Annotated in this window: 18 protein-coding genes; 12 read left to right on the top strand and 6 right to left on the bottom strand. The window is 63.6% G+C overall.

The genetic code is table 11. The features are described from left to right. Positions 1 to 39: 39 nt before the first annotated feature. From ABI546_RS22035 to ABI546_RS22015, 5 genes are read right to left on the bottom strand one after another with little or no spacing between them, the layout of a single operon-like run. A complete protein-coding gene (locus ABI546_RS22035; protein WP_348050268.1) occupies positions 40 to 876 on the bottom strand; it encodes an amidohydrolase family protein in 837 nt (278 codons plus the stop codon). Next, complete coding sequence (locus ABI546_RS22030) at positions 873 to 1,883, bottom strand: aldo/keto reductase (RefSeq protein WP_348050266.1); 1,011 nt, start codon at positions 1,881 to 1,883, stop codon at positions 873 to 875. The genes ABI546_RS22035 and ABI546_RS22030 overlap by 4 nt, the downstream gene beginning before the upstream one ends. After that, positions 1,880 to 3,157, bottom strand: coding sequence for a TRAP transporter large permease (locus ABI546_RS22025; RefSeq protein ID WP_348050264.1), 1,278 nt, complete (start codon positions 3,155 to 3,157; stop codon positions 1,880 to 1,882). The genes ABI546_RS22030 and ABI546_RS22025 overlap by 4 nt, the downstream gene beginning before the upstream one ends. Continuing rightward, positions 3,154 to 3,645 carry a TRAP transporter small permease gene (locus ABI546_RS22020; protein WP_348050262.1) on the bottom strand — a complete coding sequence of 164 codons (492 nt, stop codon included), beginning with the start codon at positions 3,643 to 3,645 and terminating at the stop codon, positions 3,154 to 3,156. The genes ABI546_RS22025 and ABI546_RS22020 overlap by 4 nt, the downstream gene beginning before the upstream one ends. A 9-nt stretch (positions 3,646 to 3,654) precedes the next feature. Continuing rightward, the gene (locus tag ABI546_RS22015) at positions 3,655 to 4,644 is read right to left on the bottom strand and encodes a sialic acid TRAP transporter substrate-binding protein SiaP (protein WP_348050260.1); all 990 of its coding nucleotides are present in this window, start codon (positions 4,642 to 4,644) and stop codon (positions 3,655 to 3,657) included. Positions 4,645 to 4,862: 218 nt separating this feature from the next. Between ABI546_RS22015 and ABI546_RS22010 the strand changes: the two genes are divergently transcribed. The 11 genes from ABI546_RS22010 to ABI546_RS21960 all read left to right on the top strand — a co-directional run bounded on the left by ABI546_RS22010 (position 4,863) and on the right by ABI546_RS21960 (position 21,352). Continuing rightward, positions 4,863 to 5,309, top strand: a complete 447-nt coding sequence (locus ABI546_RS22010; RefSeq protein ID WP_348050258.1) for an RbsD/FucU domain-containing protein — start codon at positions 4,863 to 4,865, stop codon at positions 5,307 to 5,309. A gap of 7 nt (positions 5,310 to 5,316) precedes the next feature. Then, positions 5,317 to 6,033 (top strand): GntR family transcriptional regulator, encoded by a 717-nt coding sequence (locus tag ABI546_RS22005; RefSeq protein WP_348050256.1) that lies wholly within the window; start codon positions 5,317 to 5,319, stop codon positions 6,031 to 6,033. Further along, entirely contained in the window at positions 6,030 to 6,965 is a 936-nt protein-coding gene (locus ABI546_RS22000) for a dihydrodipicolinate synthase family protein (RefSeq protein ID WP_348050254.1), read from the top strand. The genes ABI546_RS22005 and ABI546_RS22000 overlap by 4 nt, the downstream gene beginning before the upstream one ends. A gap of 69 nt (positions 6,966 to 7,034) precedes the next feature. After that, positions 7,035 to 8,051: a sialic acid TRAP transporter substrate-binding protein SiaP gene (locus ABI546_RS21995; RefSeq protein WP_348050252.1), complete on the top strand. Its 1,017-nt coding sequence runs from the start codon at positions 7,035 to 7,037 to the stop codon at positions 8,049 to 8,051. Between the two features lie 33 nt (positions 8,052 to 8,084). Continuing rightward, the gene (locus tag ABI546_RS21990; protein ID WP_348050250.1) at positions 8,085 to 8,564 is read left to right on the top strand and encodes a TRAP transporter small permease; all 480 of its coding nucleotides are present in this window, start codon (positions 8,085 to 8,087) and stop codon (positions 8,562 to 8,564) included. Further along, positions 8,561 to 9,853 carry a TRAP transporter large permease gene (locus ABI546_RS21985; protein ID WP_348050248.1) on the top strand — a complete coding sequence of 431 codons (1,293 nt, stop codon included), beginning with the start codon at positions 8,561 to 8,563 and terminating at the stop codon, positions 9,851 to 9,853. Before ABI546_RS21990 ends, ABI546_RS21985 begins: the two co-directional genes overlap by 4 nt. Positions 9,854 to 10,046: 193 nt before the next feature. Continuing rightward, positions 10,047 to 10,970: a ribokinase gene (locus ABI546_RS21980; RefSeq protein WP_348050246.1), complete on the top strand. Its 924-nt coding sequence runs from the start codon at positions 10,047 to 10,049 to the stop codon at positions 10,968 to 10,970. A gap of 321 nt (positions 10,971 to 11,291) precedes the next feature. After that, positions 11,292 to 12,881 carry an efflux RND transporter periplasmic adaptor subunit gene (locus ABI546_RS21975; protein WP_348050244.1) on the top strand — a complete coding sequence of 530 codons (1,590 nt, stop codon included), beginning with the start codon at positions 11,292 to 11,294 and terminating at the stop codon, positions 12,879 to 12,881. A gap of 146 nt (positions 12,882 to 13,027) precedes the next feature. Next, the gene (locus ABI546_RS21970) at positions 13,028 to 16,201 is read left to right on the top strand and encodes an efflux RND transporter permease subunit (RefSeq protein ID WP_348050242.1); all 3,174 of its coding nucleotides are present in this window, start codon (positions 13,028 to 13,030) and stop codon (positions 16,199 to 16,201) included. A gap of 379 nt (positions 16,202 to 16,580) precedes the next feature. Beyond that, complete coding sequence (locus ABI546_RS21965) at positions 16,581 to 19,883, top strand: efflux RND transporter permease subunit (protein WP_348050240.1); 3,303 nt, start codon at positions 16,581 to 16,583, stop codon at positions 19,881 to 19,883. An 11-nt stretch (positions 19,884 to 19,894) separates the two neighbouring features. After that, positions 19,895 to 21,352: an efflux transporter outer membrane subunit gene (locus tag ABI546_RS21960; RefSeq protein ID WP_348050238.1), complete on the top strand. Its 1,458-nt coding sequence runs from the start codon at positions 19,895 to 19,897 to the stop codon at positions 21,350 to 21,352. A 258-nt stretch (positions 21,353 to 21,610) separates the two neighbouring features. Here ABI546_RS21960 and ABI546_RS21955 read toward each other — a convergent pair whose 3' ends face one another. Then, positions 21,611 to 22,558 carry a LysR family transcriptional regulator gene (locus ABI546_RS21955; protein ID WP_348050236.1) on the bottom strand — a complete coding sequence of 316 codons (948 nt, stop codon included), beginning with the start codon at positions 22,556 to 22,558 and terminating at the stop codon, positions 21,611 to 21,613. 121 nt (positions 22,559 to 22,679) lie between these two features. Between ABI546_RS21955 and ABI546_RS21950 the strand changes: the two genes are divergently transcribed. Beyond that, positions 22,680 to 23,642: a tripartite tricarboxylate transporter substrate binding protein gene (locus ABI546_RS21950; protein ID WP_348050234.1), complete on the top strand. Its 963-nt coding sequence runs from the start codon at positions 22,680 to 22,682 to the stop codon at positions 23,640 to 23,642. The last annotated feature ends 17 nt before the right edge of the window (positions 23,643 to 23,659 follow it).

The following is a 23,659-nucleotide window of genomic DNA, read 5'->3' as shown; positions in this document are numbered from 1 at the left end:
AAAGACCGCGCGCAAAGACAGAGTTCAAAGCCAGCGGCTTTAAAGCCAGTACAACTCCCTGGCGTTGCCGCCCATGACCGCCGCCCGATCCACCACATCGAGCGTTGCCAGAAGAGCTTGCGTTTCGTCCCACCACTGCGCATAGCTGCCGGCCAGCTCCAGCACGGGCCAGTCGCTTCCCCACACCACGCGGCGCGCGCCGAAGGTTTTGAGCACCCGCTTGCCCCAGCGCGTGACAGCGCCGGCAACCGGATTCGGCCCGGCCTCGGTCATCAGGCCCGACAGTTTGCAATAGGCCTGTGTTTCACCGGCAACGCGCAGCATGTCGTCCGCCCAGGGCTGCCATTGGCCCGCGGCGATGTCGGGTTTGGCGGCGTGGTCTATCACCAAGCGTAAATCGGGGTGCCGCTGCGCCAGCGTCACGATATGCGGCAGGTGCACCGGCTTGACCAGTGCATCGAACACCAGGCCGCACTCCACCATCGCATGCAGGGCCGGCGCCAGTTCGGGCTGCAATATCCATTGCGCATCGGCAATGTCCTGCAGCATCGGGCGCAAGCCCTTGAGGCGGGGATGGCGCGCCAGCGCCTCGATGCGGGCAGGTGCATCGGGCGCCAGCATGTCCACCCAGCCGACCACGCCCAGCACGCGGGGGTTCGCATCGGCCTGGGTCAGCAAAAAATGCGTTTCCGCTTCGGTGGCTGCCGCCTGCACCAGCACGCCGCCCTGTACACCATGCGGCGCAGACTGCCCCTGCCAGTCATTCACCGCCACATCGCGGTAGATCGGCGCCAGTGCCGGGGTCAGCCAGCCGTAGTCATTGCGCGCAAGCTGCCAGCAATGAAAGTGCGCGTCGATCGGGGGGAACGAGGTCATGGCGTCAGCACCTCAGCGGGCAACAGGCCTTGCGTGCGCAACGCATTCCAGAACTCCGGCGGAATGTCGTAGTGCATCATGGCCACGGCATCGGTCCATTCGCTGGCTTTGCGCGCACCCAGCATCACACTGTGCACAGCCGGGTGGGCCAGCGGAAACTGCAGGGCCGCAGCCCGCAACGGCACGCCAAATGCATCGCAAACCGATTCAATTTTTGCGGTCCGCTCCAGCCACTCGCGCTCAGCCGGCGCGTAGTTGAATGTTGCCCTGCCGCCGCGTGCGCCGGTGGCAAGAATGCCCGAGTTAAAGGCGCCGCCCAACGCAATACGCACGCCGCGTGCCAGGCATTGCGGCAACAACTCGGGCAGCGCGCTATGGTCCAGCAGGCTGTAGCGGCCGGCCAGCATCAGCACATCCAGCTCGGCTTCACGCAGTACGTCCAGCACGATGTTGACGTCATTGGTGCCCAGCCCGATAGCGCGGATCAGTCCTTCTCGCTTCAGCTGCTGCAGCGCAGGCAGCGTTTCATCAATCAACTGGCGCAACACCGCGCCGGCGTTGGCGCCATGGGTCTGCGCGTCGGGGTCGTGGACGTAGACGCTGTCGAGCCGCGACACGCCCAGCCGCTGAAGGCTGTCTTCCACGCTGCGACGCGTACCTGCGGTGCTGAAGTCCCAATGCTGGTTGAAAGGCAGGATGTCGACATAGCCGTGCTGGGCCGTTGCAGCATGCCCGTCGGGGGTCAGGATGCGGCCCACCTTGCTGGAAAGCGTGAAGCTGTCCCGCGGCCGCCCGCGCAGCGCATCCCCCATCCGCCGCTCCGACAGGCCATGGCCGTAATGCGGTGCGGTGTCAAAACTGCGGCATCCGCCGGCCCAGGCGGCATCGACCAGCGCCCTCGCCGCCTCGTCGCTGACGGGTGAAAACAAATTGCCCAGCGGCGCGCCGCCGAGCCCGAGCCTAAGCGGTGTGAGGTTGGGTGTGTGAGAGGAAGACGTGGAGGTCATTTCATCAGTGCCGGCAAGGCGGTAGTCAGTGAGGGCCAGACGATGATCGCCAGCAGCACCGCCACCAGCGGGATCAGGAAAGGCATGGTCGCTCGGCACACCCGCTCAAAAGGCAGGTCCGCCACCCGCGCCGTGACGAACAACACGATGCCGACGGGTGGCGTGATGGTGCCTATCATGAGCGTCAGCACCACCACCAGCCCGAACTGGATCGGGTCTATGCCCAGCGCGATGGCCGGCGGCACCAGGATGGGGATCAGGATCAGCATGGCCGAGATCGCCTCCATGAAGCAGCCGACGATCAGCAGCAGCACCGCCACCATCAGCATGTAGACCAGGCCCGAATCCGTCCACGTAATCAGCATCGCGCCAAAAGCTTGCGGCAGGCGGGACAGCGACAGCGCATACGCCAGCAGTGACGCGGCCATCACCAGCGCCATCAACACGCCAGTCGTCTCTACTGTGTCCAGCAGGATGCGGGGAATATCGCGCACCTTGAAGTCGGCATAAAAGAGGCCGACCACCAGGGCGTACACGGCCGCCACCGCGGCGGATTCGGTCGCGGTGAAAAAGCCGGTCATCATGCCGCCGAACAACACCACCGGCGCCATCAGCGCCCAGAAAGCGCCCCTGAAAGCCGCGCCCACTTCGGCCAGATCCGGAAACGGCACGCGCGGCAGATTCTTGCGGATGGCAATGGCGCGCACCATGACCATCAGGGCCACCGCCATTAACAGGCCGGGAACGACCCCGCCCAGAAACAGGCCGCCAATGGACGTTTCAGCGGAAACGCCATAAATAATCATCGGCAGCGAGGGCGGAATAATGGGGCCGATTGTGGCTGAAGCCGCGGTAATGGCCGCAGCCGTTTCACCGTCGTAACCCGCATCGCGCATGGCCTTGATCTCGATGATGCCGATGCCGCCTGCATCCGCCACAGCCGAGCCGGACATACCGGCAAAAATCACGCTGCCCAGGATGTTGGCATGGCACAACCCGCCCTTCCACCAACCCACGCATACCGTGGCAAAACGGAAGATTCGCACGGTGATGCCCGAGGAATTCATCAGGCTGCCCATGAGGATGTACATGGGTGCTGCCAGCAGCGGAAAACTGTCAGCCGCCTTGGTGATTTTTTGCGGAATGGCGATGGGGTTGATGCCCGCCACATACACAAAGGCAGCGCCGGCCAGCGCCATCGAAAGGTAGATGGGCATGCCGGTAAAAAGCGACACAAACCAGATGCCCAGAATGATCAGCATGGCGGTGATCACAGCAGCACCTCCACGGCTTCGTTATGGCCTTGCAGCCGGCGACGCAGGCTGCCGAGCGAGATCAGCACCATCATCAGGCCGCTAAAAGGCACCACGGCATACACCACGGCGTAGTTGAAAAAGAGAGTCACGGTTTCCACGTCGGTGTTGTTGTTCACAAGCTGCGTGCCGTACCACATCAAAATGCCCGCCAGCAAGATGGTGGCCACCTCCGAAAAACAGCCCAGCACGGTGCGCACCAGCGGCGATGCGCGATCAGCCGCAAACATGACCGCCACATGTGAGCGTTTTCGGCAGGCAATTGTCCAGCCCAGGAAAGACACCCAGATAAAGACATAGCGAGCCAGCTCTTCGCTCCACACCAGGGGCTCGAAGAATTTGCGCATGACCACCTGGGCCAGCACCAGGCCGCACATGCCCGCAAAAAGCACAATGGCGGTGGTGTCGAGCGCCCGCTCCAGCAGCCGGGTCTTGTTGAGAGAAATCATTCCGCCGCCTTACTTCATATTGGCGATGGACTCGTAGGTGCCCTTGCCCCACTTGGCTTCAAACTTTGGCGGCACCACGGCCAGCGTGGCTTTACGAAAGGCTGCGGTGTCGGGCTCGATGATGGTGACGCCCGCCGTGCGGAACTCATCAAGCAGTGATTTTTCCTGCGCCTGGATCTGCTCATCAGCCCAGCTCATGCCGGCCTTCAGGGCTTCTTCCACGGCCTTGCGGTCGGCTGCAGGAATCTTCTGCCAGGCGGCATCGTTGACCACGATGAGACGCGGCGTCATCACATGGCCTGTCAGCACGATGTACTTCTGCACTTCGCCAAATTTTCCGGCCTTGATGGTGGGCAGCGGATTTTCCTGCCCGTCCACCACGCCGGTTTTCAGCGCCAGGTACAGCTCATTGAAGTTCATGGGCGTGGGTTTGGCGCCCCAGCTCTCGGCCATGGCCTTGAAGACATCGTTCTCGGGCACGCGGATCTTCATGCCCTTCACGTCCGCCAGCGTCTTGACCGGCTTGTCGGTGGTCGTCAGGTGCCGCGTTCCGTAGTACACCGCGCCCAGGATGCGCATGCCGCGGGCCTTGACCAGCTGTTCGTTGTAGCTCGCCATGAGCGGACCATTGAGCGCCTTGATCAGGTGCTGCGGGTCGCGCCAGATGTAAGGCGCTTCCGTCACGGAGATCGAGGGAATCCACGCGCCGAAGTTGGCAGCGCCTTCGGTCACCAGTTGCTGCGAGCCGTTGGCCACGGCTTCGATCATGTCGCGCGAGCTGCCAAGCTGGCCGTTAGCGAAGGACTGGATCTCGACACGGCCAGCAGTGCGCTTCTTCACATCAGCCGCGACCTTGTCCATCATGAGCACCTGGGGATGGCTGCCTCCGACGACATCGCCCCAACGCAGGATGGTTTGCGCCTGCGCGGCCAGGCCGAACAACAGCGCGGCGGAAAAGGCGGTGGCAGTGCGTATGCACGGTAGAAGTGTTTTTGTCATGGCATGTCTCCTGGTAGTTATGGCGTCGATCAATTGGCGGGGCAAAAGGTAAACGGGGGAAAAAGGCAGGCTTCTCTTCCCGATTCCGGGTAAACACTGATAAAAGTTCAGCAATGTTATAGCTAACATGTCAGTTATCAAACCCGGAGAAACCCGCAGCCTGAAAAGCCGGGCGGATCCGGGCCGTTCATGACCCGATTGGTACCGGCAGTCCCCATATGCTCAAAAATATTCCATCACTGCTCACACCCGATGCGCTGCACGGGCTCGCCAGCATGGGCCACGGAGATGACGTGGCCATCGTCGACGCCAACTTTCCGGCGACGGCCGTGGCGGCCCGCAGCGGCGCCCGTCTGGTGCAGCTGGCCGCTGCCACGTCGCCGCAGGCGCTACAGGCCGTGCTGCAACTTCTGACGCTGGACAGCTATGCGCCCGACGCGGCGTGGACGATGCAGGTGGTCGGTGATGCCGGTGCCGTACCGGCCGCGGTCGCCGAATTTTCCGCGCTGCTTGGCCAGGCCGGCGAGCGGCCCGCCGCAACGCTGGAGCGCTTTGAGTTTTATGCGCGCGCCCAAGCCGCCTTCCTGATCGTGCAGACGGGCGAGCAGCGCAAATACGGCAACATCCTGTTGCGCAAGGGCGTTATTTCAAGTGACGCAAGCTAAAGACACCATGAGCAGCACGGCGCCGGCGTCCCACAGCCCACCCATCAGCCTGCGCGCGCAGGCCTATGAGAGCTTTCAGCAGCAAATTGTCGATGCCAACATTCGCCCTGGGCAGTTTGTCTCGCAGCGCGAGTTGATGCAGCTGCTGGGCATGCCATTGGGTGCCGTTCGCGAACTGATTCCGCGCCTGGAAGCCGAGGGCCTGCTCAAAACCGTGCCGCAACGCGGCCTGCAGGTCGCGCATGTAGACCTCAAGCTTATCAACAACGCTTTTCAGCTGCGCCGCCTGCTTGAGCGGGAGGCTGCGAGCCGTTTTGTCACCACGGTCTCGGACGCCGACCTCGCAGCCATCGAACAGGCGCACCTGAGCATCGTCAAGCGTGCCCGGAAAAAAGCCATCGACGCGAGCCTGCTCAAGGACGCCACTGCCGTGGACTGGGGCTTGCACGACCTGATGATCGACGCACTGGGCAACGAGCTGATCTCCGAGGTGTACCGCATCAACAGCCTGCGTGTGCGCCTGATCAAGCTCGAAGGCTCAACCCTGTCACCCGATGTACTGATTCCGGCCATGGAAGAGCACCTCTGGTTTATTGAAGCCCTCAAGCGGCGCGACGCGCCTGCCGTGATCGAACGCCTGAGCCACCACATTGAAAGCGCGCACCGACGTGTGCTAGGACTGCCGCGGCCCGATATGCCGTGGTCTTTGGAGAACCTTGAATGACGATTTCCCCCGCCGCAGCCTCTAAGGCCGCATTTCGCGGCATCTGGCCTGCCCTGCTCACGCCGCTCAATGCCGACCTGAGCATTGACCACGCCAAATTCGCCACCCACTGCAAGCAATTGATTGCCAGCGGCTGCCCCGGCGTCACGGCTTTTGGCACCACCGGCGAAGGCCCGTCTTTCTCGTTGGCTGAACGCAAGGAAGCCATTGACCAGCTCATCAAGAACGGCATCGCGGCCGCGCAAATCATGGTTTCGACCAGCTGCGCCGCCTTGCCCGAAACGCTGGAGTTGACGCGCCATGCCGTCAAGGCCGGGGTGCACGGCTGCCTGATGCTGCCGCCGTTTTTCCTCAAGGGCGTGTCCGACCAGGGCATCATCGACTGCTACCGCTATGTGATTGACGGCATGGCCGGCACACCCTTCAAGCTGTACCTGTATCACATCCCTCAGGTCACGGGCGTTCCGCTGTCGCACCACGTGATCAGCACGCTCAAGAAACAATACCCCGACACTATCGTCGGCATCAAGGACAGCGCCTGCAACACCGAGCACTCGGTGGGTCTGGCCAATGCCTTCATGAAAGACATCACGGTGTACGTCGGCTTTGAGCCCGACCTTCCAGAAATGGGCCGCCGCGGCAGCACCGGCGCCATCAGCGGCCTGGCCAACTTCATGCCGCGCCTGGTCAAGCGGCTGGTCACGGAGCCCGACGCAGCGGCAACGCCCGCCGAACGCGAACGCGTGGTCGAGCTGATCGGCCTGCTGTCTCCTTATTCGCTGATGCCCGCACTCAAGGGAATCATGGCCATGTTGAGCGGCGACAAAACCTGGCTGCGCGTACGCGCTCCGCTGGTGGCTTTAACGCCTGATGAATACACCGCACTGGAAAAAACCATCGGCACTTTCGGGATTAATACAAAATCCGAGTGACGCCGCGCCGGGCTTTGTCCCGGCATGGCTTCCAAAATTTCACGCGACTTAACGACAACAGGAGACAACATGACAGCTTCCCTCAAAGGTATTTTCCGCCGCAGCCTGCTGGCTAGCGCTTCCGCCGTGCTGCTGATGGGCGCCCTGCTCCCCGCGGCGCAGGCCCAGAACAAGGTGCTGCTGCGCATCTCAACGCCGGCCGTGCCGGACGACTGGCACGCCAAGATGTGGACCGTCTTCAAGGAGAGCCTTGAAAAGAGCGCGCCCGGCGAATTCGATGTGCAGATCAACCTGAACGCATCGCTCTTCAAGCAGGGCACCGAGCCCGCCGCCATGGCGCGCGGCAATCTGGAGTTGTCGTCGATTTCCGCTTTTGACATTGCCAAGCTGATTCCCGAGTTCTCCATCTTCACCGCCGGCTACATCATGCGCGACCCTGATCACCAGCAAAAGGTGTTCAACGGACCTATCGGCACGGAAATGTTCAAGCTGGTCGCCGACAAGATGGAGGTGACACCGCTGTCCACCGTGTACCTCGGCACGCGCCAGGTCAATCTGCGTGAAGTGCGCGACGTCAAGGTTCCCGCCGACCTCAAAGGCGTCAAGCTGCGCATGCCCGGCTCCAAGGAATGGCTGTTTCTGGGTGAAGCCCTGGGCGCCACACCCACGCCGCTGGCCTTTGGCGAGGTTTACCTCGGCCTGAAGACCGGCACTATCGACGGCCAGGACAATCCCCTGCCCTCCGTGCGCGCAGCCAAGTTTTATGAAGTGACCAAGCAGATCGTGCTGACCAGCCACCTGGTGGACGGCATCTTCATTGCCATTTCCAACAAGGCCTACAACGCCATGAACGCGGCGCAAAAAACCAAGGTCAAGGCGGCCGCACAGGCTGCCGCAGCCTACAACAACGAAAACCGCATCAAGGAAGAAGGCCAGCTGGTCGAGTTTTTCAAGAAAGAGGGCCTGACAGTCACGACGCCGGATGTGGATGCTTTCCGCAAGACGGTGCAAACAACTTACCAGAACTCGGAATACGCCAAGGCCTGGCCCAAGGGCCTGCTTGAGCGCATCAACAGCACCAAGTAAGTCAAACAGAGTGCCCTGAACCCTGAAAGAACCATGAAAAGCTGGCTCCAAAAAACCGCCAATCTGATTGGCGGTGGACTCTTCCTGACCCTGTTCATCGTGTTCGTGATCCAGATCACGGCACGCTTTGCCTTCAACAAGCCTCTGGCCTGGACGGACGAAGCAGCCGTGATCCTCTATGTCTGGGTCATCCTGTGGGCGGCCGCCGTGGTGGTGCCGGAGCGCGAGCACGTGGTGTTCGACCTGGTCTGGAACAGCATGCCCTACCGCGGCCGGCAGGTCATGGCCATCACCGGCAACCTGCTCGTGGGCGGCCTTGCGGCATGGGGCATCCCGGGCTGTTGGGACTACGTTCACTTCATGGCCCGTGAGGGAACACCCGTGCTGGGCGTGTCCTTCCAGTGGGTCTTCATGCCTTTTGTGCTGCTGCTCGCCGCCCTGGCGGTGCGCTCGGCCTGGGCGATCTGGAATGCGATCCGGGGTGTGGGTCTTGAAGCGGAGTTGCGCATATGACGAGCGGTATCTGGGTATTGGTTTTTGTGCTGGCGGGCGGCATGCTGCTGCGCATGCCCATCGGCTTTTCGATGATCGCGGCGGGCATCGGCTACCTCGCAGTCAAGGGCCAGGACATCGGCCTGGTGGCCGAACAGATCGGCAACGGTCTCTACAACAGTTATGTGCTGCTGGCCGTGCCGCTTTTTGTGTTCGCCGCCAACATCATGAATGCGGGCACAGTGAGCGAGCGGATTTTTGACTTCTGCCGCATCCTGGTGGGCCGCTTCCGCGGCGGCCTGGCGCAGGTGGACATCCTGGTCAGCGTGATTTTCTCGGGCATGAGCGGCAGCGCGATTGCCGATGCGGCCGGCCCCGGCCTGGTCACGATCCGCCAGATGCTGAAGAAACCGGAATACACGCGCGGCTTTGCCGGTGCCGTTGTGGTGGCCAGCGCCACGCTGGGCCCCATCATTCCGCCGTCGATTCCCATGGTGATCTACGCGCTGGTGTCGGGCGCTTCGGTAGGCGCGCTCTTTCTGGGCGGCGTGGTGCCGGGCTTCCTGATGGCCGGGCTGATGATGGGCGTAGTCGCAGTCATTGCAAAAAAACGCAACATGCCGCGCGACGAGCCAGTGCCCCGCTCGGAATGGGCCGGCCTGATCTTTCGCGGTGCGCTGCCACTGTCCATGCCCATCGTGTTGCTGGGCGGCATTTATTCGGGCATCTTCACGCCGACAGAAGCCGCCGCCGTGGCCGCACTGCATGCCTTGATCCTGGCAGCGCTGGCGTTCCGCGCATTGACCTGGCGCAGCTTCTGGGTTGTGGTGATGGAATCGACGCGCGCCAGTGCGGTGATCACCATGATCCTGGCCGGCTCCTTCATGCTCAACTACGCCTTCACGGCCGAGGGTGTGCCGCAGTCCATGGCCACGTGGGTCGACAGCATGCACTTCTCGCAAATCGGCTTTTTGCTGATGGTCAACGTCATGTTCCTGGTGCTGGGCTGCTTCCTGGACGTGTCAGTGCTGCTGCTGGTGTTTGTGCCCATGCTGCTGCCCGCCGCAAAGCTGCTGGGCGTGGACCTGGTGCACTTCGGTGTGCTGGTGGTGCTCAACATGATGATCGGGCTGATCCATCCGCCCTTCGGCATGCTGCTTTTCGTCACCAAGGCCCTCACCGGCATCCCCATCGGTGAAATGATGAAAGAAGGCTGGCCTTTCCTGGTCATGCTCCTGCTGCTGCTGCTGGCCATGACTTGTTTCCCCCAAATTGTGCTGTGGTTGCCGCAAACCATGGGGTACAAGTAGCTCCCCCGTAGCGCCTGCGGCGCTTCCCCCTCGAGGGGGCGGCGCCAGCGGCCCGGCAAAGCCGGTTCCGCGGCAAAATGACTCTCCCCCCGAAACGCCTGCGGCGCCTCCCCCTCGAGGGGCGACGCTAGCGGCCCGGCAAAGCCGGTTCCGCGGCGTCTGCTTGACCTGATGTTTCCCGGATGCCACTCATATGAACGACCGCGTGAATGCCGATGTTGTCTGCGTTGCCAGCTGGAACGCTGACCTGATCTCGCGCGTGCAGCGGCCCATCGCGCGCGGTGAAACGCTGATGGCCGCCGATTTCAACATCAGCCCCGGCGGCAAGGGCAGCAACGCAGCCGTTGCTGCCGCGCGCCAGGGCGCGCGCGTGGCGCTGATTGCCCGCATCGGAGACGACGACTTCGGGCATATGGGCATGAAGCTCTGGGAGCGCGAAGGCATCGTGACCACGCACGTCGAGCAGGCTGCGGGCGAACGCAGCGGCGTGGCGCAGATTCTTGTCTACGAGGACGGAGACAACAGCATTGCCGTGTACCCCGGCGCCGGAACGGGCCTGACCGCGCGGCATGCGCGGGCAGCGCAGCAGATGCTGGCGGGCTGCCGCGTCGTGATGGCCTCATGCGAAGTGCCCGCCGAAGCAACACTGGAAGCCTTCCGGCTGGCCCGCGATGCCGGGGCCATCACCCTGCTCAACCCCGCACCCGCACGGCCGCTGTCGGACGAGCTGCTTGCGCTGGTCGACGTGCTCACGCCCAACGAAAGCGAGTTGTGCCTGCTGGCCGGCGCGGCGCATGCCGGCTCGGTAGACGGTGCAGCCCAGCAGTTGCTCAGCAGCGGCGTGCGCGCCGTGCTGGTCACGCTGGGCGCCGCAGGCTGCAGGCTTTTCCAGACAGACAAGCCCCCTGTTTCACTGCCGGGTCGCACCATGGCTGTGCGCGACACCATAGGCGCGGGCGATACCTTCACCGGCGCGCTGGCAGCCGCACTGGCACGCGGGGAGATGCTGCCTGTTGCGATGCAGTGGGCCAACGCGGCAGCCGCGCTGTCGGTCACGCAGCACGGCGCCATCGACGGCATGCCGTCGAGTGCCGAAACGGTCACGCTGCTGGGTTGACCCAGAAAATCTAACAAAAACCGTCTGCAGCCCAATCAAATAGGGCGCCAGCAGCTATCAAATAGATAGCGCATCGCAAAACCCGGATCAACATCCCGCCGCGCCTGCGGCCGTGTAGGTCAATTGCCGCTTTACCGGATATTTACGCGCAGCTTTCAGGCGGTTTATCAGCGCCCTGAGGGCTTGCAGTGATAATTATTGGGCGCAGACAGACGGACGACACACGGACTCGATGGCTCTGTCTTTCAGCGCGTGAATCCCCATCAAACACAAAAATAGCTGCACCAGCCCGCCTGGTGCGGCGGGCAACAAGGACAGCTGATGGACCCGAAAGTCGAAATGCCGGAACGCGGCTTATCTATCCCACCCCGGAAACGACTGAGCCGCCGCGCGTCCATCATTGGCAGCGTGATTGCCCTGCTGGCCCTCGCGGGCACCGGCTGGCTGGCATGGCACCTGACCCATCCTTCCGCAGATCCCACGGCCGGCGGCCCGGGTGGCGCCCCTGGTGCCTTCAGGCGCGGTGCCCCGGCCACAACGGTCGGTGTTGCCACCGCCGAAAAAACCAGCATTCCGATTGTTCTGGAAGCCCTGGGCACCGTCACGCCGCAGGCCACCGTTCGGGTACGCCCGCAGGTTTCCGGCGTGATGGAAAAGGTTTTGTTCAAGGAGGGCCAGATGGTCAAGGCCGGCGAGCTGCTGGCCACCATCGACCCGCGCCAGTTTGAAATGGCGTTGATGCAGGCCGTCGGCCAGCGCCAGCGCGACGAGGCACAGCTGGACAGCGCCCGCGTGACGCTGCAGCGCTTCAAGACCCTGCTGGAGCAGGACTCGATTGCGCGGCAGGAAGTTGACACGCAGGCAGCGCTCGTCAAGCAGCTTGAAGGCACAGTCGTCATCGACAAGGCCAACGAAGGCACGGCGCGACTCAACCTGGGCTACACCCGTGTGGTGGCGCCTATCAGCGGGCGTGTGGGCCTGCGCACCGTGGACGTCGGCAATGTCGTGAGCAACAGCGACGCCAACGGCGTTGCGCTGATCACCCAGGTCAGCCCCATCGATGTGGTCTTTTCCATTCCGCAAGACCGGGCCGGCGAGCTGCAGCAAAACGCCGGCGGCAGCACGGCCATGAAGGTCGTCGCGCTGGACCGCACCCGCACGAGCGTGCTGGACACCGGCGTGTTTGCTTCGCTCGACAACCAGGTCGACACGACGACCGGAACCGTCAGGGCCAAGGCGCGCTTTGCCAACAGCAAGCTCACCTTGTTCCCGAGCCAGTTCGTCAATGTGCAGTTGCAGGTCAAAACGCTGGAAGACGCCGTGGTGGTGCCCGTCACCGCCGTGCGCCTGGGCAGCACCGGCGACTATGTGTATGTGCTCAATGCCGACCGCACTGTCTCGCTGCGGCCTGTGCAGCGCGGCCAGGCCACCGCCGAAAAAATCGTCATCACCTCCGGCCTGAAAGCGGGCGAACGCGTCATCACCGAAGGCGCCGACCGCCTGAAAGATGGCGCCAGCGTGGTGCTGCCGGGCGATGCGCCAGGCGCGGGCATGGGCGGCAGGCGCCGTGGTGCCAGCGCACCGGGTGCCGGCGCTTCCGCAGCGGGGCGCCACCGTGCGGCTTCCGACGCCGCTACTCCCGCACCCGCAGCCGCACCGGCCACAGGTTCGGCTCCGGCATCTTCCGCGCCCGCTCCCGCAGCGCTGCAGTCCAATGCCGCGCCGCCTTCCATCGCCGGACCCACGGCCGAACAGCACCAGCGAATGCTCGACCAGGTCAAGGACGACCCGGCGGCGCTGGAACGCCGCAAGCGCTTCCTGGAGCAGATTGACAAGGGTGACCCGACCGCCTTGGCGCGCTGGCAAGGCATGAAGGACAACCGGGGCCAAGCCCAACGGCCGGCGCAATGACCGCACGGCAGAATTGCTTCGCATGAGTCACCGGGCCGCTCCCAAGACGAATAGCGCTGTAGTGCGCAGCACGAAGGTTTTCTTATGAGCCGCCGGGCCGCTCCCAAGGCGAATAGCACCGCAGTGCGAAGCACGAAGGTTTCCTTATGAGCCCCTCACGCCCCTTTATCCTGCGCCCGGTAGCGACCTCGCTGCTGATGGTGGCCATCGTCCTGGCCGGTCTCGTCGGGTTCAAGTTTTTGCCGCTGTCGGCGCTGCCGCAGGTCGACTACCCCACCATCCAGGTGCAGACCTTGTACCCCGGCGCCAGCCCCGAAGTCATGGCGCAAACCGTGACCGCGCCGCTGGAACGCCAGTTCGGCCAGATGGCCGGCCTCTCGCGCATGAGCTCCACCAGTGCGGCTGGCGTCTCCATCGTCACGCTGCAGTTCGGCCTTGGCCTGGCGCTGGACGTAGCCGAGCAGCAGGTGCAGGCCGCCATCAACGCAGGCGGCTCGCTGCTGCCAGCCGACCTGCCAGCCCCGCCTGTTTATGCCAAGGTCAATCCGGCCGATGCGCCGGTGCTGACCCTGGCGATCACCTCCGACACCATGCCACTGACGGAAGTGCAAAACATCGTCAACACCCGGCTGGCCCTGAAGATCAGCCAGGTCAACGGCGTGGGCCTGGTGTCGCTCAGCGGTGGGCAACGCCCTGCCGTGCGCATCCAGGCCGACACGCGTGCGCTGGCCTCTTACGGCCTCGGGCTGGACTCATTGCGCACCGCCATCTCGGCCGCCAATGCCAATGGCGCCAAGGGCAGCATCGACGGACCCACGCGCTCCTATTCGATCAACTCCAACGACCAGCTGGTTGCCGCAGCCGACTATAAGAATCTCATCATTGCCTTTCGCAACGGCGCTGCGGTGCGAGTCTCAGATGTGGCACAGGTCGTCGACAGCGCGGAAAACATCAAGCTCGGCGCCTGGTCCAGCCTGAAACCGGCCATCATCCTCAATGTGCAGCGCCAGCCAGGCGCCAATGTCATTGCCACGGTCGATGCCATCAAGGCACGCCTGCCCGAGCTGCAAGCCGGCCTGCCGACGGCCCTGAAGGTGGACGTGCTGAGCGACCGCACCACCGGCATACGGGCTTCGGTGATGCATGTCGAGATTGAGCTGATGCTGGCCGTGCTGCTGGTCGTACTGGTGATCTTTGCGTTTTTACACAGCCTGCGCGCCACCGTGATCGCCAGCCTGGCTGTACCGATATCACTGGTCGGCACCTGCGGCCTGATGTACCTGCTGGGCTACAGCCTCAACAACCTGAGCCTGATGGCACTCACGATCGCCACCGGTTTCGTGGTGGACGATGCCATCGTGATGATCGAAAACATCTCGCGCTACATCGAAGAAGGCGAAGAGCCCATGGCCGCAGCCCTCAAGGGTGCGACGCAGATCGGCTTCACCATCATTTCGCTGACGGTGTCGCTGATCGCGGTGCTGATTCCGTTGCTCTTCATGGGCGATGTGGTCGGCCGCTTGTTTCGCGAATTCGCCATCACGCTGGCCATCACCATCCTGATTTCCGCCGTTGTCTCGCTCACCCTGGTGCCCATGATGTCTGCCCGCTGGCTAAGAAGAGCCCCCACGCTCCCCGCTTCGCGTGGTTCGCTGCCCCCCGAGGGGGCCGCTGCGCCTGCGGCCCGGCAAAGCCGGTTCCGCGGCTCTGGCTCGACTGGAGATCATTCGCCTGCACTGGGTGCGCGGCTGCAGCGGTTTTTTGACGGGGTCATTGCCCGCTATGACGTATGGCTCACGTGGGTGCTCAAGCGCCAGGGCGCCACGTTGCTGGTGGCGCTGGGCACGCTGCTGCTCACCGTACTGCTGTATGTGTTGATTCCCAAAGGCCTGTTCCCGACGCAGGACACCGGCCAGTTGCAGGCTCGCGTGGAAACCACACAATCGGTGTCCTACGATCGTATGGCCACACTGCAACAGGCCACGGCCAAAGCCATCCTCGAAGACCCGGACGTCGAAACGCTGAGTTCATTCATCGGTGTGGACGCGGCCAACAACACCATGCTGCACACCGGCCGCATGCTGATCAACCTGAAAAAAGAGCGCACTGGCAGCCAGCAGGAAACCATGGACCGCCTGCAGCGCCGCGCCGCCGCAGTGGCCGGGGTGACGCTGTACCTGCAGCCCACGCAAGACCTGACCATCGACGCCGAAACCGGGCCCACGCAATTTCGCGTGTCGCTTGAAGGCTCCAACAATGCCACCGTGGTGGAATGGGCCAACAAACTCACGCAGCGCATGCGGCAGCTCGAAAGCCTGCGCAATGTGTCGTCCGATGCTGGTTCGACAGGCGCCGGCGCCTATATCACGGTAGACCGCGACACCGCCTCGCGCCTGGCCATCACCACTTCGTCGATTGACGATGCGCTGTACAGCGCGTTCGGCCAGCGCATTGTCTCGACCATCTTCACCGAGACCAACCAGTACCGCGTGATCCTCGAGGCCATGCCCGACCAGTTGCGTACGCCGGCATCGCTGGGCGGGCTGCAGCTTAAAACGGGTTCGGGCACGCCGACACCACTGTCGGCCATCGCCACCATCACCGAGCAGGCAGCTCCGCTGCAGGTCACCCGCGTGGCCCAGTACCCGGCCACCACGCTGGGCTTTGACACCGCACCCGGTGTTTCGCTCGGCAAGGCGGTCGACGAGATCAAGCAGGCCGCAAAAGACATCGCCATGCCGGCCAGCGTGACCATGACCTTTCTGGGTGCGGCGGGCGCCTACCAGGCGTCGCTGTCCAACCAGCTGTGGCTCATTCTGGCAGCCGTAATTTGCGTCTACATCGTGCTGGGCGTACTGTATGAAAGCTACATCCACCCGCTGACGATTCTTTCGACCCTGCCTTCGGCCGGCGTAGGCGCGCTGCTGGCGCTCATGATCAGCGGATCGGGCCTCGGGGTGATCGGCATCATCGGCATCATCCTGCTGATCGGCATCGTGAAGAAGAACGCCATCATGATGATCGACTTTGCGATCGACGCCGAACGCAACCAGGGCAAGTCACCGCAGGATGCCATTCACCAGGCCGCGCTGCTGCGCTTTCGGCCCATCCTGATGACCACGCTGGCCGCGCTGTTTGCGGCTGTTCCCTTGATGCTGGGCTGGGGTGAAGGGGCTGAGTTGCGGCGGCCTCTGGGCTTGGCAATTTTTGGCGGCTTGATTGTGAGCCAGGTGTTGACCTTGTTTACGACGCCGGTGATTTATTTGGCGTTTGATCGGTTGGGGCAGAGGTTTGGGCGCAAGAAGGAGGTTCTCGCGTGAGGAGCCTTCCTTGCTTTCACGCCGAGCGCTCTCTGCTGAGGGTGGCTGGCCGGGGGTTGCCCGGCGGCAACTCACTTTTCTTTGCTTCGCCAAAAGAAAGTAAGCAAAGAAAAGGCGACACCGCAGGTTGCCTGAAGCGAAGCGTAAGGACCCAGACTGCGGGTCGCCTTTCTTTTGGTGACTTTTCTTTGGCGAAGCAAAGAAAAGTTACTTGCCGCCGGGCACCCCCCGGCCAGAAGGACTCAGCAAAGAGCCCCACGCCAGAACAAGCAAGGCTTCGACAAGCTCAGCCTGAACGGAGGGAGGAAAGGCTTCGATACCTCAGCCCGAACGGCTACGGGCATGGGCTACTCAGTAAGGGCGGGGGAGGCCCCCCCCCATGAACCTCTCCGAACCCTTCGTCCGCCGCCCAGTAGCCACAGTCCTCCTAACCATAGGCCTGGCCCTCGCCGGCATAGCCGCATTCTTCGTACTGCCAGTCTCGCCACTCCCGCAGGTGGACTTTCCGGTGATCTCGGTCAGCGCCTCGCTGCCGGGCGCCAGCCCTTCCACCATGGCCAGCAGCGTGGCCACGCCGCTGGAGCGCCGCCTCGGCGTGATCGCAGGCGTCAACGAGATGACGTCCAACAGCGGCACAGGCTCGACGCGCATCAGCCTGCAGTTCGACCTGAACCGCAAGATCGACGCGGCGGCGCGCGAAGTGCAGGCCGCCATCAATGCCTCGCGTGCCGACCTGCCCGCTACCTTGCGCAGCAACCCGACTTACCGCAAAGCCAACCCCGCTTCGGCGCCTGTCATCATCCTGGCGCTCACTTCCAAAACGCGCTCACCGGGCCAGATCTACGACGAGGTGTCCAACCTCGTGCAGCAAAAAATTGCGCAGGTGCCGGGTGTGGGCGACGTGGAACTCGGCGGCGGTTCGCTGCCCGCTGTGCGCGTGGAGTTGCTGCCGTTTGCGCTCAACCGCTATGGCGTCTCCATGGAAGATGTGCGTGCGGCCCTGCAGGCGTCGAACGCCAACCGGCCCAAGGGCGCCATCGAAGGCAACGGGCAGCGCTTCCAGATCTACTCAGGCTCCAACACCGCCAGCGGCGGACTCAAGGCCATTGACTACCGCAACCTCGTGGTGGCCTGGCGCAACAATGCGGCCATCCGGCTGCAGGACGTGGCCGAGGTACAGGACGGCGTGGAAAACATCAACACGTTGGGTCTTTTCAATGGTGAACCCGCCGTGATCGTGCTGGTCACGCGCCAGCCTGACGCCAACGTGATCGCCACCGTCGACGGCGTGCGCGCCCTGATTCCCGAGCTGCAGGCCGCCCTGCCGCAGGATGTGCAGCTGCAGGTGGCGTCCGACAGCACCAACTCCATCCGTTCCTCGCTGCACGAGATCGAGGTGACGCTGCTGATCTCCATCGTGCTGGTGGTGCTGGTGGTCAGCGCCTTCCTGCGCAGCGCCCGCGCCACCATCATCCCGGCCGTCGCCACTGTGGTGTCGCTGCTGGGCACTTTCGGGGTGATGTACCTGCTCGGCTTCTCCCTCAACAACCTGAGCCTGATGGCGCTCACCGTGGCCACCGGCTTCGTGGTGGACGACGCCATTGTGGTGCTGGAAAACACCAGCCGGCATATCGAAGCCGGCATGGACCGCTTCAAGGCCGCACTGCTGGGCGCACGCGAGGTGGGCTTTACCGTGCTGTCGATCAGCCTGTCGCTGGTGGCGGTGTTCATCCCGCTGCTCTTCATGGGTGGGCAGGTGGGCCGGTTGTTCCGGGAATTTGCGGTCACGCTGTCTGCCGCGGTGCTGATCTCGCTCGTCATCTCGCTGACCACCACACCCATGATGTGCGCCTGGCTCTTGAAGCCCGATGCGCACCAGAAAAAATCCGGGCGTTTTGCCTTTGTGGCGCGCTGGTTCGAGCGCGGCTTCAACCGCGTGCATCGCAGCTACGAAGTGAGCCTGGACTGGGCCCTGCACAGCAAGCTGCTGGTGATGCTGATTTTGCTGGCCGTGATCGGGCTCAACGGCTTTCTCTTCGTCAAGGCGCCCAAGGGGTTCTTCCCGCAGCAAGACACCGGGCAGATCAACGGCGGCCTGCGCGCCGACCGCAGCATTTCGTTTCAGGCGCTGCAGTCCAAGCTCAAACAGCTGGTGGACATCATTCGTGCCGACCCGGCCGTGGACACGGTGGTGGGCTTTACCGGCGGTTCCCGTGCAGGCGGAGGCTTCATGTTCATCAACCTCAAGCCTGTGGGGCAGCGCGACGTCGCCGGCCAGGCCGTGATTGCGCGGCTGCGCCCGCAGCTGGCGCAAGTCACGGGGGTCAGCCTCTTCCTCAACCCCGTGCAAGACCTGCGCGGCGGTGGCCGCCAGACCAATTCGACTTACCAGTACACCCTCAAAAGCGACAATGCCGCCGACCTGCGCGTGTGGGCCACGCGCCTGGCCGACCAGATGAAACTGCAGCCCGCGCTGACCGACGTGGACACCGACCAGCAGGAAAACGGCGTGGAAACCATGGTCACTGTCGACAAGCAAAGCGCGGCGCGAATGGGCATCAGCTCAAAGGACGTGGACAACGCCCTCTATAACGGCTTCGGCCAACGCCAGGTGGCCACGATTTACGCCGAGCTCAACCAGTACCACGTGATCATGGAAGTGGCGCCCCGCTATACCCGAAGCCCGGAAGCACTGAAAGACATTTACGTACCGGCCAAGGGAGCCGGCAGCAGCGCCGCCACGACGGCCGCTGCCGCCGCGACAGGCAGCGCGGGCGGCTCCACCGCAGCGGCGGCCACGGTGGCCACAGCCACTTCCGTCGCCAACCCATCCCTGCGCGACTCCTCAACCGGCCAGGTCCTGAGCGCTTCAGCCACCACCATGGTGCCGCTGTCGGCGATTGCCACGTTCAGCGAAAACCCCACGGCGGCTTCGATCAGCCATGAAGACGGCGAGCTTTCCACCACGGTTTCCTACAACCTCGCCGACGGCAGCACGCTGAGCGACGGCCAGGCGGCGGTGCACCAGGCGGAGGCCGACATTCGCTTGCCCAACAACGTGCGCGGCAGTTTTGCAGGCACGGCACTCAACGCGCAGCAATCGCAAAACGAACAGCCGATGCTGATCCTGGCGGCGCTGGTGGTGATCTACATCGTGCTGGGCATCTTGTACGAAAGCCTGATCCACCCGATCACGGTGCTGTCCACCCTGCCCTCGGCCGGTGTGGGCGCGGTGCTGGCCTTGCTGCTGTTCAAGCTGGATTTCTCCCTCATCGCGCTGATCGGGGTCTTCCTGCTGATCGGCATCGTCAAGAAAAATGCCATCCTGATCATCGACTTCGCACTAGAGGCCGAGCGGGCCCGCGGCCTTTCTGCCGTCGAGGCGGTGCGCGAAGCCTGCCTGCTGCGTTTTCGCCCCATCCTCATGACCACCTTGGCCGCCATTTTGGGCGCGTTGCCGCTGGCCATCGGCTTTGGCGAAGGCGCCGAACTGCGCCGCCCGCTGGGCATCGCCATCATCGGCGGGCTGATCGCCAGCCAGGTGCTGACATTGCTCACCACGCCGGTGGTCTACGTGCTGATGGACAAGCTGCGCCGGCGCAGCCCGGCCGAGCGCCAGCTCAGCCGCCACCCTGACGAAGCCGACATGCCGCCGCCCGGCGCCCCGCTCCAACTGCAATGACTGACGCCGCCATGAACCACTTTTCTGAAACCCGCTCCGCGCACCTTTCACGCTTTCAGCTTCGCCTGCTGTGTGCGGCACTGGTGATCGCCGTCGGCGGCTGCGCGGTAGGCCCCGACTACCAGCGCCCGACCACGGTAGACGTCAGCACCTACAAGGAGGCTGAAGGCTGGGTTCCCGCAGCGCCCGCGGACGCCCTGGAGCGCGGGCCCTGGTGGTCGCTGTTCAACGATCCGGTGCTGGACCAGCTGGCATCGCGTGTGGAAGTGTCCAACCAGAACGTCGCGGTGGCCGTGGCAACCTATGCACAGGCCCGCGCGCTGGTGCGTGAGCAGCGGGCGTCTCTGTTTCCGACCGTTTCACTGAACGGCAACGCCAGCCGTTCGGGCAGTAGCAGCAGTAGCAGCAGCTCAACGACGGGAAGCTCATCGGGCGGGCGTGTCGGAAACAATTACCAGCTGAGCATTGGCGGCAGCTGGGAGCCCGATGTGTGGGGCCGCTTGGGCCGCAGCGTGGACGGCGCGAAGGCCGGCGAGCAAGCCAGCGCCGCCGACCTGGCATCGGCCAAACTGTCGGCGCAAGGTGAGCTGGCGACCAATTATTTGTCCTTGCGCCAGACGGATGCGCAAAAGGCCTTGCTGAAAACCACCATTGAAGGCTACCAGCGTGCGCTGGACATCACGCAGAACCGCTACACCGCGGGCATTGCCGCCAAAACCGATGTGTTGCAGGCCCAGACACAGCTGGCCAACGCACAGGCCGACGACGCCGGGCTGGTGCGCCAGCGCGCCCAGCTGGAGCACGCCATCGCGGTGCTGGTCGGCGAAGCACCGGGTAACTTTTCGATCGCCCCCGTCGCCTGGAACCCTTCGGTGCCCGACGTGCCCGTGGGCATTCCTTCGGAGCTGCTGCAGCGCCGCCCCGACATTGCCGCCGCCGAACGCCGCGTGGCGTCGGCCAACGAGCAAATCGGCATCGCCAAAAGCGCGTACTACCCCAGCCTGTCGCTGAGTGCGTCGGCGGGCCAGGGCGCCAGCCGGGTGGCCGACCTTTTCAAGGCCTCGAGCAGTGTCTGGTCCATCGGCATCTCGGCCGCGCAAGTGCTCTTCAATGCAGGGGCCACCGGCGCCCGCGTAGAGGGTGCCGAGGCCGGGCACCAGCAGGCCGTGGCGCGTTACCGCCAGGCTGTGCTGGCGGCCTTTCAGGACGTGGAAGACCAGCTCTCGGCCACCCGCGTGCTGCTGACCCAGCAGGAGCTGCGCCGCCAGGCGTCGCAGGCCGCCGACCAGGTGGAGCAGCAGGTGCTGAACCGCTACCGCAGCGGCCAGGTGGGCTACACGGAAGTCATCACCGCCCAGGCCACCGCACTGAGCGCACGCCGCGCGCTGGTGCAGGCCATGGCAGACCGGCAGACCACAGCGGTGGCCCTGATCCAGTCGCTGGGCGGTGGCTGGCAAACGGCAAAGTAGCGCGCCAACAGCAGCCTGCGAGTTTGACGATTGCTATCTATTTAATAGCTGCTTGCGCACGACCAATAAGGGTTGCAGCGCTGTTTTATAGTAAAAATCCCGCCATTCCGGGCTGCCGGGCAGTTACAGGAGCCCCGGAGGCGCAAAAACCAGTCTGACACGGCCAATTTATGCACAAAATCAGCCTCCAGCCCTTATTGGCCGTGCGCAAGCAGCTATCAAATAAGTAGCATTCAAGCGCCGCGGGCCCCCTCCAGCTCAGTGTGACGGCTCTTCCTGCAAGGCCGATCCGTGCAGCGCCGACAAAAAGAAGCGCGCAGCGTCGCTCAGCGGCCTGTCTTTGCGGGTGATGCTGCCGAAGGCTTCCATCTTGTGCTGGATAAAGCAGGGCAGCACCTTGAGCAACCCATGGCGGGCGTAGTGGTCGGCAATCGACTGCGGCATGACGCCCACCATGTCGGTTTCGGCAATCAGGTTGGTGGTGGTGAGGATGGACGCGGTTTCGATCAGGCCCTTGGGCGTCGGTGCCTGCAGCATGCGGAACTCCTGCTCAAGCACCTCGCGCATGGGGCTGCCTTTGGGCTGCAGTATCCACGGGTAGTCCAGCAGGCTGTCGAACCGGACGGTCTTCTTTGTCCCCAAGGGGTGATGCGTTCCCACCACCACCGACAGCGCCTCGTTTTCCAGCGCGGTGAAGGCGTAGTCGGCACGGTGCTCGTCGCGGATGCGGCCGATGGCCACGTCCAGCCGGCCCTCGCGCAGCAGTTCGAACAACCGGTCACTGGTGTCGAGCATGATGTCGACCGACAGCAGCGGGTAGGCCTTTTTGAGCGCGACGATGGCGTGCGTCAACAGGTTGGGCGACGGCGCCATGATGCTGCCCACCGACACGCGGCCCGAGCCGCCCAGCCGCAACTCAGCGAGCTCGCGCGTCATCGACTCGACCGAACCGCGCATGCCGCGGAAATACCGCAGCACGCTGTCCCCGGCCGGTGTGAGTTTTTGCCCGCGCCCTACCCGTTCAAACAGGCGCTGGCCCAGCGCGGATTCCAGCTCCTGAATCATCTTGGTGGCCGCCGGCTGCGTCATGCCCAGCTCGGCGGAGGCCTTTCGCAAAGTGCCGTGTTCACCCACAGCCAGGATGAGCGCCACTTGCCGCATGCGCAGGCGGTTCAGCAGTTGGGGAATGAGTGAGGCGTTGGGCATGGTTTGGCCTGATTCGATTGATAACCTGAGATTATCAAATAATCATGGATTTTCAATTTACGTTAACTGTCGCCCTGCCTACCATCAGCGCATTGATTCATAACAAATGATGGAGACAAGCATGAAATACCTACCTGTCCTGCTGGCGGCAGCCTGCGCATGGGCCACACACACACCCCTGTTGGCGCAAGAGTGGCCGACCAAGCCGGTGCGCATTTTGGTGGGCTCGGCCCCCGGCGGCGGCACCGACGCCATGGCCCGCGCCGTGGCCGACCGGCTGGGCCCGCTGCTCAAGCAACCGGTGGTGGTCGAAAACCGCCCCGGCGCTTCCAACACCCTGGCGGCCGACCTGACAGCCAAGGCCACCGACGGCCACACCATGATCATGGGCGTTTCCACTGCCCATGCGATTGCACCGCACCTGCTCAAGCTGGGCTACGACAACAACAAGGACCTGGTGCCCGTGGTCTTCGTCGGCGCCGTGCCCAATGTGCTGGTGGTCAACAACGCGCTGCCGGTCGACTCGGTGCAGTCGCTCATCAAGCTGGCCAAGGCCAAGCCCGGCCAGCTCAACTACGCCACCAGCGGCTCGGGCAGCACGCAACACATTGCGGCCGAGCTCTTCAAGGACCAGGCCGGCGTCTTCATCACGCACATCCCTTATCGCGGCAGCGGCCCGGCGCTGATCGATCTTGTGGGCGGCCAGGTGCAACTGAGCTTTGACACCATGCCCTCGGTGATCGGTCAGATCAAGAACGGCCGCATCAAGCCGCTGGCCGTCGCCAGCGCCAAACGCAACCCGCAGCTCCCCAATGTGCCGACCATGGCCGAAGCCGGCGTGAAGGGCGTGGAGATGAGCGCCTGGTACGGCATCTACATGCCGGCGACGACACCCAAGGCGGTACAGGAACGTGTTTACGCTGAAGTGACCAAGGTGCTGGCCATGCCCGAGACGCAATCCCGGCTGGGCGCCATTGGTGCAGACTTGACGCCGATGACGCAGGCACAGTTTGCGCAATTTCACCAGGACGAGAACAAGCGTTATGGTGACCTGATCGCCAAGAAAAACATCAAGCTCGACTGAGCTCGATTTATCTCGAC

Source organism: Polaromonas sp. (assembly GCF_039932935.1).
GTDB lineage: Bacteria > Pseudomonadota > Gammaproteobacteria > Burkholderiales > Burkholderiaceae_C > Polaromonas.
The sequence above is the reverse complement of the archived record's forward strand: the minus strand, read 5'-3'. Positions and strand labels throughout refer to the sequence as shown.

Coding starts and splice junctions, on each gene's coding strand:
- ABI546_RS22035 (WP_348050268.1), bottom strand. CDS start 876: ATGACCTCGTTCCCCCCGATCGACGCGCACTTTCATTGCTGGCAGCTT.
- ABI546_RS22030 (WP_348050266.1), bottom strand. CDS start 1,883: ATGACCTCCACGTCTTCCTCTCACACACCCAACCTCACACCGCTTAGG.
- ABI546_RS22020 (WP_348050262.1), bottom strand. CDS start 3,645: ATGATTTCTCTCAACAAGACCCGGCTGCTGGAGCGGGCGCTCGACACC.
- ABI546_RS22015 (WP_348050260.1), bottom strand. CDS start 4,644: ATGACAAAAACACTTCTACCGTGCATACGCACTGCCACCGCCTTTTCC.
- ABI546_RS22010 (WP_348050258.1), top strand. CDS start 4,863: ATGCTCAAAAATATTCCATCACTGCTCACACCCGATGCGCTGCACGGG.
- ABI546_RS22005 (WP_348050256.1), top strand. CDS start 5,317: ATGAGCAGCACGGCGCCGGCGTCCCACAGCCCACCCATCAGCCTGCGC.
- ABI546_RS22000 (WP_348050254.1), top strand. CDS start 6,030: ATGACGATTTCCCCCGCCGCAGCCTCTAAGGCCGCATTTCGCGGCATC.
- ABI546_RS21995 (WP_348050252.1), top strand. CDS start 7,035: ATGACAGCTTCCCTCAAAGGTATTTTCCGCCGCAGCCTGCTGGCTAGC.
- ABI546_RS21990 (WP_348050250.1), top strand. CDS start 8,085: ATGAAAAGCTGGCTCCAAAAAACCGCCAATCTGATTGGCGGTGGACTC.
- ABI546_RS21985 (WP_348050248.1), top strand. CDS start 8,561: ATGACGAGCGGTATCTGGGTATTGGTTTTTGTGCTGGCGGGCGGCATG.
- ABI546_RS21980 (WP_348050246.1), top strand. CDS start 10,047: ATGAACGACCGCGTGAATGCCGATGTTGTCTGCGTTGCCAGCTGGAAC.
- ABI546_RS21975 (WP_348050244.1), top strand. CDS start 11,292: ATGGACCCGAAAGTCGAAATGCCGGAACGCGGCTTATCTATCCCACCC.
- ABI546_RS21970 (WP_348050242.1), top strand. CDS start 13,028: ATGAGCCCCTCACGCCCCTTTATCCTGCGCCCGGTAGCGACCTCGCTG.
- ABI546_RS21965 (WP_348050240.1), top strand. CDS start 16,581: ATGAACCTCTCCGAACCCTTCGTCCGCCGCCCAGTAGCCACAGTCCTC.
- ABI546_RS21960 (WP_348050238.1), top strand. CDS start 19,895: ATGAACCACTTTTCTGAAACCCGCTCCGCGCACCTTTCACGCTTTCAG.
- ABI546_RS21955 (WP_348050236.1), bottom strand. CDS start 22,558: ATGCCCAACGCCTCACTCATTCCCCAACTGCTGAACCGCCTGCGCATG.
- ABI546_RS21950 (WP_348050234.1), top strand. CDS start 22,680: ATGAAATACCTACCTGTCCTGCTGGCGGCAGCCTGCGCATGGGCCACA.